Here is a 12,955-nt window from a genome sequence, read left to right as displayed (position 1 = left end):
AAGTCTGGAGCAAGCGAGTCATGCATAAATCCGGAGCTGAGAATTATTCCGTGAGTGGCTTGTGACCGCGTGCGTTAATCGATATTTAACGACCACGAGCCAGCGGACGGGGGGTCGTTGGATGGCTCGTGGTTCAGGGTTTCAGGACAGTTTCTGATCATGGATGACAGCGTGCAGAAGTCGTGCTGGGGCGTGACTGTGTGGACGGTTGCGATTTTCTCGGTGCTCTTGGTTATCGGCTTTCTCTTCACCAACGCCGAGACCGTTGCGATCGCCGCCAATTAGGTCGCGATCCTATTCTCTTGCGGTGCAGGTGACGATCGGTCGCCGCGGCGCTACCCGGTGATTTCCATCACATTCCAGACAATGGCGTGAATCTGCGTCCTCGTCGGCGACAGCCGGTCTTGGCTGGCCGGCATCGCTGAGTCATAGGAAGCGTCATGCCGCTTCACCTGATCAAGCTCTGCGTCGGCGTCGAGACGCCGGACGAACTCGCAGCCTATGTGGAACACCGTCTCGCCTCGGCTCGCGCCGGCGGATCTGTCGCCGAACAGATCCATACGACCAGGATGGTGCCGAAGCGGGCCGAGGAGATCATCGACGGCGGATCGCTCTATTGGGTGATGCGTGGTCAGGTGCAGGTGCGGCAGCCGATCCTCGACATCCGTCCGTTCACGGACGGGGAGGGGATCGGTCGCTGCCGGCTCGTGCTGGAGCCGGTGTTCGTGCGGACCCGGTTGCAGCCGCGCCGCCCGTTCCAGGGCTGGCGCTATTTGAAGCCGGAGGATGCGCCGCCGGATCTGTCCGCCGGAGCGTCCGACGACGACCAGTTGCCGCCGGACCTGTCTCGCGAGCTGCAGGCGCTCGGTCTGTTGTGAGATGCGGACCCGGCGAAAGCCGCCGATGGTCCGTCGTCGGCTTGCTTCAGTGGAAGCGCATCCGGACCGCGGAGCGTCCGGCAGGTGAGTAGGCGCGGACACGGCTGTGGCTGACCGGCTGCGAAGCCCGCCATGCGCGGGCGCCGTAGGACAGGAGCAGGCCGACGAGTTCCTTCGCCTTCAGCCGCGAACGGCCATCGCGAGCATCGCCCAGGCGCAGGGCCGCCTGCTGTAGTGGATGCATGCCGGCGGGAAATGCCGGCCGCTCCGGCTGCGCGCCACTCGCCGCTTGCGTCAGACCGCGGCCTTGTTGCTCGATCGACATTTCCAACCCCTCGTTACGCAGAACACATGCTGTCATGGCATCGGGCGGCGACTGGCGAGCCTTGGCCGCCCGACTTCCCTCGCGAGCTTCGGTCGCTCCCGGCCGAAGCTGGTCTTCATGCCGGCCACCCCCGCGGCCGGCATGAAGGGGTCAATTTGCTACGGCGTAGCAGCTGTAGTCGGCCCGCTTCAGCGCCGTGCAGGCGTTCCAGGCCTGGTCCTTGCTGGAGAAGCCGGCAAAGCGGGCACGATGCAGGACCTGCGAACCGCTGCGAACGGTCTCGGTGAACGGCTCGGCCTTGGCGAGCGGGCGGCCGACCTTCTGCTTGGCCTCGGTCAGCATCGAGATGGCGCGCCCCTTGTCGTCGGTCGCGGCGATCTGGACGACCCAGGGCGAATTCGGCGTCTGATCCGAAGCGATCGAACCGGTGCGGCTGGTGTCGAGGCCGCGATCCTGCGGGATTGCCGCGGCGGGCGTGGGGACCGGGCGGGCCGCCGCCGGTCTCACGAGCGGAAGGATCGCATTGGCGGCACCGACCGGACGCTCTTCGACCAGTGCGGCGCGGATCGCGTCGCGGCCGAGGATCGGCCGGTTGCTCGGCTCGGGAATGGCGGCGATGCGTGTCGCGGTCTCGGTGCCGTAGGCCTCGGCGATGCGATCATTGATCGACATGCCGCCCACCGGTCGCGAGCCGGGAACCGGCACTTCCTCGGGAAGCGAAGCGACCCTCATCGTATCGCGGCTTGCGATCAGCGGACCGGTGTCCTTGGTGCTTGCCTCGGGCAGGTAGCGGCGCAGCAGCTCGACCATGTGGTCGTCGCGCGAACGGCCGGACGTGCCGCCCATCACCACGGCGACGACACTCTTGCCGTCGCGCTTGACCGAGGTGACGAGGTTGAAGCCGGAGGCGTTGATATAGCCGGTCTTGATGCCGTCGGCGCCGTCGACGCGGAAGAGCACGCGGTTGTGATTGCCGAGCCTGCGGCCTCGGAAGCTGTAGGACCGGGTGGAGAAGTAGCCGTAATATTCCGGGAAATGCTCGCGGAGCGCGATACCGAGCTTGGAGAGGTCGCGAGCCGTCGTGTGCTGGTCGGAATTCGGCAGGCCGTTGGCGTTCTTGAACACCGTGTGCGCCATGCCGAGCTGGCGCGCTCGCTCCGTCATCCGTCGTGCGAAGGCCGCTTCGGAACCCGCCTGGTACTCGGCCAGCACCACCGCGGCGTCGTTCGCCGACTTGGTGACCAGCGAATAGATCGCTTCTTCGACCTTCAGCGTCGATCCGGGCTTCAGGCCGAGCTTCGACGGCGGGCGCGATGCCGCATAGGACGAGACCGGCATCGCATCGTTTTTCGAGATCCGACCGCTCTTCATCGCCTCGAAGGTGAGATAGAGCGTCATCATCTTGGTCAGCGACGCCGGAAAGCGCAGCTCGTCGGCCCGGTCGGCATAAAGCACGTGGCCGTTGTTCGCGTCGATGACGAAACCCGCATATTTCGGGTTAACAGCCGCAGCACTGCCCGTCATGGAAAGCAACAGGCCAGCGCCCACTGCGGCCATGCCTGCGAGTTTCGCAACTGTCTCGGCGGCGGTTTTGAGTCTCGTGAGTTCGAATTGCACGCGAATACTCTCGCTGATCGTGGAAAATGCGGCGTCGCGAAATCGGGTCACTAAAAGAAGCCTTGCTGGCATCTCGTCATCCACCGCGGATGCGCCGAATTGATGGCCAAACGATAGTTCGGGGGGGATTACCAATCGGTTTATGGTTGCCGAACCCTTCTTTGCGCCGGGAAACTTTCCGCCAGCAGCCTTAACGGGCTTGCATCCGGCCGATCCGCTAGGTCCCCGCCGGGACGTGATTCTCCCGCGCCGCAGCGAGACCTTGAAAACTTTTGTGCAGTGCAATATCTGAAGGCCGTAAGAAGACGACGCCGTGGCGCCCGACGCCAGCGGCAGAGGAAATGGCCAGTTTTCAGCAAGGGAAAGGACAGTTCTATGAACATGTACGAAGACGCCAACACGATGACCAGGGAAGCCATGGACAACGCGATGAAGTCGCTTTCGGCGATGACGAAGGGGTTCCAGCAGATCACTTCCGAGACCGCCGACTTCACCAAGCGGTCCTATGAGCAGCAGACGGCGATGATCGAGAAGCTTCTGCAGGCCAAGACGGTCGAGAAGTCGATCGAGGTGCAGAACGAATATGCCAAGACGGCGTATGAGAACTGGATCGCGCAGATGAACAAGGTCAGCGAGATCTATACCGGCATCGCCAAGGACACCTATCGTCCGTTCGAGCAGACGGCGTCGATGGCGCTCCGCACCGGTACCAAGGCGGCCCAGCAGACGGCGGCGAACGCCGAAGCTGCGATGAACGAGCAGGCTGCGGCCTGATCACGGCGATCCCCGGCGCTTTCGAGGCGCGGGGGCGGTCCCGGTCCACAGACCCGATCAAATTGCACGAGGCCCGGTTCCAGCCGGGCCTTTTTGCGTTAATCTTCATGGTCGAAGCGCCCTTCGCGATCAACGGCATCCGGCGCGCCTGCGGCGGGATGGCGCCATCTTAAAATCCGATGAATGACACATACATAGACGCGATGACGATGGTGGTGGAATTGAACGAGGGCCCTCTGGAAACGCTACAAGGATGGCGCGTCGTCACGTCGCAGGCAGGCAAGGACGACGGGCCGGGGACGGACCGGAGTACGTCCGTCATCACGCGAACGAAACCGAAAACCAAGCGCCCGAGCCTTTACAGAGTGCTGCTTCTGAACGACGATTACACTCCGATGGAGTTCGTCATTCACGTGCTCGAACGGTTCTTCCAGAAGGATCGGGAGGCAGCCACCAGGATCATGCTGCATGTGCACAACCACGGCGTTGGCGAGTGCGGGATCTATACCTACGAGGTTGCGGAGACCAAGGTCACGCAGGTCATGGATTTCGCCCGCCAGCACCAGCATCCGCTGCAATGCGTGATGGAAAAGAATTGAGGTGAAGCTTGCCGACATTTTCGCAAAGCCTAGAGAAGTCGCTCCATCAGGCGCTGACATTCGCCAATGAGCGCCGACAGGAGTTTGCGACGCTGGAGCATCTGCTCCTGGCGCTTCTCGAGGACAAGGACGCGGCGGCGGTGATGCGGGGCTGCAGCGTCGACATCGACCTGCTCAGGCGAAACCTGACTTCCTACATCGATACCGAACTGTCCAACCTCGTCACCGGGCATGACGAGGATTCCAAGCCGACGGCCGGATTCCACCGGGTGATCCAGCGCGCCGTCATTCATGTCCAGTCGTCCGGTCGCGAGGAAGTGACGGGCGCCAACGTGCTCGTCGCCATCTTCGCGGAACGCGAGAGTCACGCGGCCTATTTCCTGCAGGAGCAGGAAATGACCCGTTACGACGCGGTGAATTTCATTTCGCATGGGATTTCCAAGCGTCCTGGCGCCTCTGAGAGCCGGCCGCTGCGCGGGGCGGAGGATGAACAGTCGACCGTGGGCCAGGATGAGGACGGCAAGCGCAAGGCGGCTCCGGACGCCCTTAGCGCCTATTGCATCAATCTGAACGAGAAGGCCCGCAACGGCCGGATCGATCCGCTCATCGGCCGTGCCGAGGAGATCAACCGGACGATCCAGGTGCTCTGCCGGCGTTCCAAGAACAATCCGCTGTACGTCGGTGATCCCGGCGTCGGCAAGACCGCCATCGCCGAGGGCCTCGCCAAGCGCGTCGTCGACGGCGACGTGCCTGAAGTGCTGGCGGACGCCACGATCTTCTCGCTCGACATGGGCACGCTGCTCGCCGGAACCCGCTATCGCGGCGACTTCGAGGAGCGGCTGAAGCAGGTCGTCAAGGAGCTCGAGGACTATCCGGGCGCGGTCCTGTTCATCGACGAGATCCACACCGTGATCGGCGCGGGCGCGACCTCGGGCGGGGCCATGGACGCCTCGAACCTGTTGAAGCCGGCGCTCTCCTCCGGCGCGATCCGTTGCATCGGCTCGACGACCTACAAGGAGTACCGGCAGTTCTTCGAGAAGGACCGGGCGCTCGTGCGCAGGTTCCAGAAGATCGACGTGAAGGAGCCGTCGATCGACGACGCCGTGTCGATCCTCAAGGGCCTGAAGCCGTATTTCGAGGACTTCCACAAGGTGAAGTTCACCAACGACGCCATCAAGTCGGCGGTGGAACTCTCGGCCCGCTACATCAACGACCGCAAGCTGCCGGACAAGGCGATCGACGTGATCGACGAAAGCGGCGCCTCGCAGATGCTCCTGCCGGAAAACAAGCGCAAGAAGCAGATCGGCGTGAAGGAGATCGAGGCGACCGTCGCCACCATGGCGCGGATCCCGCCCAAGGCCGTCTCCAAGGACGACGAGGAAGTGCTCGCCCATCTCGACGAGCAGCTGAAGCGCGTCGTCTACGGTCAGGATGCGGCGATCGAGAATCTCGCCTCGGCGATCAAGCTGTCGCGCGCAGGTCTGCGCGAGCCCGACAAGCCGATTGGCTCCTATCTCTTCTCCGGCCCGACGGGCGTCGGCAAGACCGAGGTCGCGCGCCAGCTGGCCTCTGCGCTCGGTGTCGAGCTCCTGCGCTTCGACATGTCGGAGTACATGGAGCGGCATACGGTCTCGCGGCTCATCGGCGCGCCTCCGGGTTATGTCGGCTTCGACCAGGGCGGCCTTTTGACCGACGGGATCGACCAGCATCCGCACTGCGTGCTCCTGCTGGACGAGATCGAAAAGGCCCATCCGGACCTCTTCAACATCCTCCTGCAGGTCATGGACCACGGCAAGCTGACGGATCACAACGGCAAGCAGATCGACTTCCGTAACGTGATCCTCATCATGACGACCAATGCGGGTGCCGCCGACATGGCCAAGGCCAACATCGGCTTCGGGCATTCCAAGCGCACCGGCGCGGACGAGGAGGCGATCAACCGCCTGTTCACGCCGGAGTTCCGTAACCGCCTCGACGCGATCATCCCGTTCGGTGCGCTGCCGACGCCGGTGATCCATCAGGTGGTCGAGAAGTTCGTCATGCAGCTTGAGGCCCAGCTGTCCGAGCGTGGCGTCATCTTCGAGTTGTCGCCGGATGCCGTCTCTTGGCTGGCCGAGAAGGGCTATGACGAGAACATGGGTGCGCGGCCGCTGGGCCGGGTCATCCAGGAGCACATCAAGCGGCCGCTCGCCGACGAGGTTTTGTTCGGCAAGCTGAAGCGCGGCGGCACGGTCAAGGTCACCGTCGTCGAAGACGAGGCCGGCGCCAAGACGCTGGCGCTCGAGGCGATCGCCGACGAAGTTCCGCCGGGCAAGCCGAAGAAGGGCGGCGAGTCGCGGCGCCGGGCCAAGGTCGCGGCCGATGGCTCGGACATCGAGGACGAGATCGAGGCGGACGAGGACTTCGACGACGGTGCCGATGAGGACGATGGCGAGGATGGTAATGGCGAGACGGAGACGCGCTCCGATCGCCGCACCGGCTCGGCGGTTCCGCGGGTTCCGCGCCGGAACTAGGCCGTCCGCTGCACTGACCTGAGAAACGGGCCGTCTCCTTCGAGGCGGCCCGTTTTCGTTGTCGAGGAAGCACGGACGACGTCCCGCTAACGATCTGCCGGCCGCGCGGCCGGCCTGGATCAGGCGGCCACGAGGGCCTTGCGGATCTTTTCGGCCTGCTCGGCGATCGCGGCCTTGTCGCCGCTCGCCTCGCCGTGCTGGCCGAGCGGGATCCCGTCGAACATCGGCAGGATGTGGAAATGAAGGTGGAAGACGGTCTGGCCCGCCGTCGCTTCGTTGAACTGCGCGATTCGCACGCCGTCCGCGTTCATCGCGGACTTGGCGGCCCGCGCCAGCTTCGCCACGATCGGCATGACCGTGGCCAGCGTCTCGTCCGAGGCGTCGAGGAGGTTGCGAGAGGGCGCCTTGGGGATTACCAGGCAGTGGCCCTTGGTCTGCGGCATGATGTCCATGATCGCGACCGCGGCCTGGTCTTCATAGAGCTTTTCGCTCGGAATCTCGCCCTTGATGATCTTGGCGAAGATGTTGCCGTCGTCATAAGCGGTCATGAATCGGTCCCTCCATGGCTGATGGAGGACAAAGATTAGGCGCGGGGCGGACCTTGTCCAAGCGCTATCCGACCGGCGCCGGAGGCGAGGGCGCTACTCGGCGTCCCCCTTCTTGTAGGGCGTGTGACCGCTCAGGATCTCGCCGACCTGTTCCACTTCCTCACGTTCGGCTTCCAGATAGTCCTCGATGGCATGGCGCAGCCCCGGATGGGCGATGAAGTGCGCGGAATGGGTGGTCACCGGCTCGTAGCCGCGCGCCAGCTTGTGCTGCCCCTGGGCCCCGGCCTCGACCACCTCCAGCTTATGGGCGATCGCATAGTCGATGGCCTGGTGGTAGCAGACCTCGAAATGCAGGAACGGGTGTTCCTCGATGCAGCCCCAGTTGCGCCCGAAGATCGTGTCCGTGCCGAGAAGGTTCAGCGCGCCGGCGATGTAGCGCCCCGCACGCTTGGCCATGATCAGGAGGACGCGGTCTCCCATCCGCTCGCCGATCAGGCTGAAGAAGCGGCGGTTGAGATAGGGGCGGCCCCATTTGCGCCCGCCCGTGTCGAGGTAGAATTCGAAGAAGGCGTCCCACGCCGCCTCGGTGAGGTCGCGACCGGTGAGCCACTCGATCGAGATGTCGTTCGCCAGCGCCTCGCGGCGCTCCTTCTTCAGCGCCTTGCGCTTGCGTGAGGCAAGGGTCGCGAGGAAGTCGTCATAGCTTCCATAGCCGCGGTTTCGGAAATGGAACTGCTGGTCGGTGCGGTGCAGCCAGTCCGAGCCGGTGAGGGCGGTCAGATCGTCCTCGGTCACGAAGGTGGCGTGGACGGAGGAGACGCCGGTCTTGGCGACATAGGCCTTCGCGCCCTCGGCCAGCGCCTGCCGGCGAACCTCGGCGCCGGGCAGGCCGCCGACGAGCAGCCGCGGTCCGGTCGCCGGGGTGAAGGGCACCGACATCTGCAGCTTCGGATAATAGCGTCCGCCGGCCCGCTGGAAGGCGTCGGCCCAGCCATAGTCGAAGACGTATTCGCCCTGGCTGTGGCTCTTCAGATAGGCCGGCGCGACGGCGATCGGCACGCCGTCATCGCCTTCGAGCACCAGATGCTGCGGCAGCCAGCCGGCTCTTTGGCCGACACAGCCTGAGTCCTCCAGAGCCGACAGGAATTCATGCGTGACGAAGGGATTTTCCGGATGCGGCTGTACCGCGCCGCCAGTCGCGGCGAGCCCGTTCCAGACGTTGGGATCGACGGCTGCGATCCGTTCGACGATCCGGATCGCGAAGGAGGCTTGGCCAGAGTCGGACCCGTTCGAATTGTTCCACATGCGGTGGAAACTAAGGCTTCGCTGCCGCAGCGCAAGCGATCATTGCTGCGGCGCAAAGCCCTCGAACGTAATTTGATCGGCATGGCGGACGCTGTGGGCGGCTTCGTCCGCCGTCTTGACCGTCCAGGATATCACCGGGGCGCCGCGATCTGTGCGGACCCAGTCGACGAAGCCGTTCGGCAGATGGGCGAGGTTGTAGGAGACGAAGTCGCAGCCAAGCGAAAAGATCGCGCGGTGGGCGGCGAGAACCGGTTCCTCGACGCCTTCCGCGGTCAGACCGATCGGGCGGTCCGCCGGCCGCATGGCGAGCATTGCGTCGATCAGCCAGTGATCGAAGGACATCAGGGCGAGTTTGCCGCGATAGGCCGCGACGAGAGGGCTCAGCTTCGCCAGGAACTCGGCGTCGCGCTGCGGGTCGCGGCCCTTCAGCTCCATCACGATCGGCACCCGGCCGTCGACGAGGTCGAGGAATTCCTCCACCGTCGGAATGCCGGCGTCCGTTCCTGCGAGCCGCAGGTTCGCGATCTCGGGATCGGACAGGGTCTCGAAGGAGCCCTGCCGATCGGTCAGCCGGTCGGTGACGGCGTCATGGAAGACATGCGGCGTGCCGCTCGCCGACATCTGCACGTCGCACTCGATCGCGTAGCCCGCCTCGATCGCCGCTTGCGCCGCCGGGAGAGAGTTCTCCGGCACATGCCGAATGCCGTCATGCAGTCCGCGATGGGCAATCGGCCGCTCGACGAGCCACTGGAAGTCGCCGCGATAACCTTCGGACATGTCAGGCGATCTCGAAGAGCGCTTCGATCTCGACCGCGGCGTCCATCGGAAGCACCGGCACCCCGACGGCCGAGCGGGCATGCCGGCCGGCATCGCCGAGGATCTCGACGAGGAAGTCGGACGCGCCGTTCGCCACCTTGTGCTGCTCAGTGAAGCTGGCATCGCTCGCGACGAAGACCGTCAGCTTGAGGAGCCGGCCGATCCGAGAAAGATCGCCGCCGAGAGCGGTCCTGGCCTGGGCGAGGATGTTGATGGCGCAAAGCCGGGCCGCCTTCTGCCCATCCGCCAGCGAGACGCCGCCGCCGAGCTTGCCGGTGACGGCGAGGGCGCCGTTCTCCATCGGCAGCTGGCCGGAGGTCTGGAGCAGATTGCCCCAGGAGATGGTCGGCACGTAGTTGGCCGCGGGAGCCGCGGCTTCGGGGAGGGTGACGCCGGCAGAGGCGAGGCGGGATTCGATGGAATCGGCCATGATGTTGTCTTCCTTCAAGCTGACGGATAACACCAGACCACCATGCACGCCCGCAGCGCGGCGCAAGTCGGCGGATCTGGCCCGGGGTTCGAAACAGCGGTAGCCGATCTCGCCGATCAGCGAAAGATCGTCAGTTTATGCAGTCCGGCACCTTCCTGTTCCTAGCGGCTCCCATCCTCCTTCTGGCTCCGGGAGAGGCCGGCGCCGTGCCGCTCGCCCCGCATCGCGCCTCCTACGACCTGACGCTTCAGGGCGAGGCGGAGGGTCTCGTCAATGTCGACGGACGCATTGCGATCGAGATGCGGGAGGACAAGTGCGAGGCCTACAAGCTCGACTATCGCTTCGTCGCCCGGTTCCAGAAGGACCAGGAACTGATCGTCACCGATCAGCAGACCAGGACGCGGGAAAGCCTCGACGGCCAGTCTTTCTCCTTTGAGACCAAGTCCTTCGTCGATGCTCAGGAAAACGGTATGGTGAGCGGCTCGGCGACGACGAAGGACGGCCAGACCGAGGTCACCTTCACGCAGCCGGAGGCTCGCACCCTCGTGCTGCCGAAGTCGCTCTTCCCGATGCAGCATACGAGCGAGATCATCGAGCGGGCGAAGAAGGGTGAACGGATCGCCGAGTTCTCCGTCTTCGACGGCGACGCGGATGCCGGCAAGCTCCTGACCAGCACGGCCGTCATCGCGCCCGTCGACGCGGATGGAGCGCCAGCAAAGGACGTGCCGGCAAAGGACGACGGCTCGACCGGTGCCGACGCGGCGGGGACCGGAGGCTTCGAGGGGTCGCCCTCGGCTCCGACGCCGGAAGAAGGGACTGTGGGCCCGGCGCCGGGAGACGCGACGGCGGACGAACCGCAGGACAGCGCAGCGGCCGCGCAAGGCCCAGAGGCCAAGCTGAAGGGCCTCAAATCCTGGCGCGTCAGCGAATCCTACTACAATTCCGACAGCGATCCGGACGGGCTTCCGATCTTCCAGACCCGCTACACGCTCTACGAGAACGGCGTCTCCGACGATCTCCTGCTGAAGTTCGACGGCTATGCGCTCGCCGGCGGGCTTTCGAGCCTCGACCTCCTGCCGCGGCCGGACTGCCCGTAGGGGCTGCAGGCGGACGGGCCATATCCGGCCCGCCCTAGGGAGCGGTTGCGGGGCGGAGAGTGGACAATTGCGCCCAGTCGCCCCGCCTCGGACGCCAGACCGCCTTCGCGCCGCGGCCGCGGGGTGTTGGTCAGGCGATGAGCGAGGCCGCCTCATCTTCACCCAGGAAGGACGGTCTCGTGCAACGCTGGCTGACTTCGACGCTCCTGCCCGAGATCGCGGCCTCGATGATCGCCGCCATGACCGCCAGCACATGCAGGGCGACATCGCCATTCGCCCGATGCGGCCGGCCCTCGGCGATCGCCCGGGCCATCTCGGCAAGGCCGGCCCCGCGATAATTGGCGTGCTCCGGCCGGCCTGCCGGCCAGTTCGCGGCGCCGAGCACATGGTCGGCGGTGCGGGTCTTCGCCCAGTCGCCGCGCTCACGGGCGATTTCCAGCTCGCCGCCGAACCAGTTCGGGTCGGGCACGCGCAGCGAGCCTTCCGTGCCGTGGAGTTCGATCGGCCGAAGCCCGTGGTTCCAGACGTCCCAGCTTGCAAGGAACGTCACTTGCGCTCCGCTCTCGAAGCTGAGCAGCGCCTGGACCGTCGTCAGCGTCTCCACCCGGATTGCCTGGCCGAGCATCGGCGAGCCTTCGGTCGTCACCGTCCGGGTCGTAAAGCCGATCTGGCCGTTCGCCTGGATCAGGGCGACCGGACCAAGGAGATTGACGAGCGTCGAGAGGTAATAGGGCCCCATGTCGAAGACCGGACCGCCGCCGGGTTTGAAGAAGAAGGTCGGGTCCGGATGCCAGTGTTCCATGCCATGCGACAGCACCGCCGCGAGGCCGAGAAGCGGCCGGCCGATCGCGCCGGCGTCGATCTGCCGCCGCGCCTCCTGGACGGAGGCGCCGAGAACGGTGTCGGGGGCGCAGCCGACGCGCAGACCCTTGGCGCGGGCGGCCTCGACGATGGCGGCACCGTCCGCGACCGTGGTCGCCAGCGGCTTTTCGCAATAGACGTGCTTGCCCCCTTCGAGCGCGGCGAGCGACACCTCGGCATGGGCGGCGGGGACGGTCAGGTTGAGGACGATGTCGATGTCGCCCTGGGCGAGGAGACGGTCGACGCTCGTCGCCTCGATCCCGTACTTTGCCGCCTTCCGCTCCGCGGCCTCGGCGCGCAGATCCGCACAGGCGACGATTTCGATGTCGCGGAACCGCGCGGCGTTGACGAGGTAGATGTCGGAGATGTTGCCGCAGCCGATCAGGCCTATGCGCATGGACATGGGGACGTCTTTCCTGTTCAGCGGTTCGCCGCGAGAAGCTGCGTCAACTTGGCGCCGCTGACGCGGGCGCAGCGGGCAAAGTCGGAGGGATTGTCGTGCTCGGCGATCATCAACGACGCGCCGGAGCCCACCGCGAGCGGCCAGAGCCGGTCCCAGTCGACCACACCCGCGCCGACATCGGCCCAGCCGTCCTCGCCGGCGTTTTCGCCCTCTGGCGCGATGTCCTTCACATGCACCGCGACGATGCGGCCGGCATAGCGCTCGAGCCATGCCGCCGGCTCGGCGCCGGCGCGCACCATCCAGGCGACGTCCGCTTCCCACAGGACACCGTCCTTGAGGAGATGCTCGATCGGCAGCGAGCCGTCGGCAAGGGCGGCGAATTCGAAGTCGTGATTGTGCCAGGCAAAGCGCAGGCCTTCGTCGGCGCAGTCGGCGGCGAGCCGGCCCAGCCGGTCGCCCAGGGCCTGCCATTCCGCCTTGTCGTCAGGGCGGTCTTCCGCCGCGAGATAGGGGGCGACGACGATCTCGATGCCCAGCACGCGGCAGATCGAAATGACCCGATCAAGTTCGGCTCCGATCATCTGGAGCGGGAAATGGCCGCTCTTGGCGGTCAGGCCCGCCGCATTGAGGCGCTTGCGGAAACCCTCCGGGTCATCGTGGTTCGGCCCGAAGGTCTCGACATTGGTAAAGCCGGCAGAGGCGATCGTTCCGAGGACATCGGCGTCCTGAGGGGCGTTGCGGGCGGAATAGAGCTGGAAGGAGAGGGGGGCGGTCAATGCCATGAGGGTA

14 protein-coding genes are annotated in these 12,955 nt (G+C 65.4%); 6 read left to right on the top strand and 8 right to left on the bottom strand.

From position 1 onward, the window contains the following. Nucleotides 1–159 precede the first annotated feature (159 nt). Nucleotides 160–285 (top strand): hypothetical protein, encoded by a 126-nt coding sequence (locus LH400_RS26120; protein WP_255618214.1) that lies wholly within the window; start codon nucleotides 160–162, stop codon nucleotides 283–285. Between the two features lie 155 nt (nucleotides 286–440). Next, on the top strand, nucleotides 441–878 hold the full coding sequence (locus LH400_RS23710; RefSeq protein WP_229155935.1) for a DUF1489 family protein: 438 nt from the start codon (nucleotides 441–443) through the stop codon (nucleotides 876–878). A gap of 46 nt (nucleotides 879–924) precedes the next feature. On the opposite strand, the gene LH400_RS23705 is transcribed toward LH400_RS23710, so the two are convergent. Both LH400_RS23705 and LH400_RS23700 read right to left on the bottom strand, forming a co-directional pair. Beyond that, nucleotides 925–1,203, bottom strand: coding sequence for a hypothetical protein (locus LH400_RS23705; RefSeq protein ID WP_229155934.1), 279 nt, complete (start codon nucleotides 1,201–1,203; stop codon nucleotides 925–927). A 150-nt stretch (nucleotides 1,204–1,353) separates the two neighbouring features. Beyond that, complete coding sequence (locus LH400_RS23700) at nucleotides 1,354–2,727, bottom strand: D-alanyl-D-alanine carboxypeptidase (protein WP_229155975.1); 1,374 nt, start codon at nucleotides 2,725–2,727, stop codon at nucleotides 1,354–1,356. Nucleotides 2,728–3,195: 468 nt separating this feature from the next. Between LH400_RS23700 and LH400_RS23695 the strand changes: the two genes are divergently transcribed. The 3 genes from LH400_RS23695 (at nucleotide 3,196) to clpA (ending at nucleotide 6,706) form a co-directional block, all read left to right on the top strand. After that, entirely contained in the window at nucleotides 3,196–3,594 is a 399-nt protein-coding gene (locus LH400_RS23695) for a phasin family protein (RefSeq protein ID WP_229155933.1), read from the top strand. A 203-nt stretch (nucleotides 3,595–3,797) separates the two neighbouring features. Beyond that, nucleotides 3,798–4,193 carry an ATP-dependent Clp protease adapter ClpS gene (gene clpS, locus LH400_RS23690; protein ID WP_370638470.1) on the top strand — a complete coding sequence of 132 codons (396 nt, stop codon included), beginning with the start codon at nucleotides 3,798–3,800 and terminating at the stop codon, nucleotides 4,191–4,193. An 8-nt stretch (nucleotides 4,194–4,201) separates the two neighbouring features. Further along, nucleotides 4,202–6,706, top strand: a complete 2,505-nt coding sequence (clpA, locus tag LH400_RS23685) for an ATP-dependent Clp protease ATP-binding subunit ClpA (RefSeq protein WP_229155932.1) — start codon at nucleotides 4,202–4,204, stop codon at nucleotides 6,704–6,706. A 119-nt stretch (nucleotides 6,707–6,825) separates the two neighbouring features. Here the strand turns inward: clpA and LH400_RS23680 are convergent, their stop codons facing one another. From LH400_RS23680 to LH400_RS23665, 4 genes are all read right to left on the bottom strand, one after another. Then, on the bottom strand, nucleotides 6,826–7,254 hold the full coding sequence (locus tag LH400_RS23680; RefSeq protein ID WP_229155931.1) for an HIT family protein: 429 nt from the start codon (nucleotides 7,252–7,254) through the stop codon (nucleotides 6,826–6,828). 93 nt (nucleotides 7,255–7,347) lie between these two features. After that, the gene (locus LH400_RS23675; protein WP_229155930.1) at nucleotides 7,348–8,559 is read right to left on the bottom strand and encodes a GNAT family N-acetyltransferase; all 1,212 of its coding nucleotides are present in this window, start codon (nucleotides 8,557–8,559) and stop codon (nucleotides 7,348–7,350) included. Nucleotides 8,560–8,598: 39 nt separating this feature from the next. Continuing rightward, nucleotides 8,599–9,336 carry a glycerophosphodiester phosphodiesterase family protein gene (locus tag LH400_RS23670; protein WP_229155929.1) on the bottom strand — a complete coding sequence of 246 codons (738 nt, stop codon included), beginning with the start codon at nucleotides 9,334–9,336 and terminating at the stop codon, nucleotides 8,599–8,601. Between the two features lies 1 nt (nucleotide 9,337). Beyond that, nucleotides 9,338–9,805 (bottom strand): RidA family protein, encoded by a 468-nt coding sequence (locus LH400_RS23665; RefSeq protein ID WP_229155928.1) that lies wholly within the window; start codon nucleotides 9,803–9,805, stop codon nucleotides 9,338–9,340. Nucleotides 9,806–9,942: 137 nt separating this feature from the next. Here LH400_RS23665 and LH400_RS23660 point away from each other — a divergent pair, with 137 nt between their 5' ends. Beyond that, nucleotides 9,943–10,902: an EipB family protein gene (locus LH400_RS23660; protein ID WP_229155927.1), complete on the top strand. Its 960-nt coding sequence runs from the start codon at nucleotides 9,943–9,945 to the stop codon at nucleotides 10,900–10,902. Between the two features lie 130 nt (nucleotides 10,903–11,032). Here LH400_RS23660 and LH400_RS23655 read toward each other — a convergent pair whose 3' ends face one another. Beyond that, nucleotides 11,033–12,166 carry a Gfo/Idh/MocA family protein gene (locus LH400_RS23655; protein ID WP_229155926.1) on the bottom strand — a complete coding sequence of 378 codons (1,134 nt, stop codon included), beginning with the start codon at nucleotides 12,164–12,166 and terminating at the stop codon, nucleotides 11,033–11,035. A gap of 17 nt (nucleotides 12,167–12,183) precedes the next feature. After that, nucleotides 12,184–12,948, bottom strand: coding sequence for a sugar phosphate isomerase/epimerase family protein (locus LH400_RS23650; protein ID WP_229155925.1), 765 nt, complete (start codon nucleotides 12,946–12,948; stop codon nucleotides 12,184–12,186). Nucleotides 12,949–12,955: the final 7 nt, after the last annotated feature.

The sequence above is a fragment of the Jiella soli genome (genome assembly GCF_020615385.1).
Taxonomy (GTDB): Bacteria; Pseudomonadota; Alphaproteobacteria; order Rhizobiales; family Rhizobiaceae; genus VKMB-3413.
This window is presented reverse-complemented; position numbering and strand designations above follow the sequence as displayed.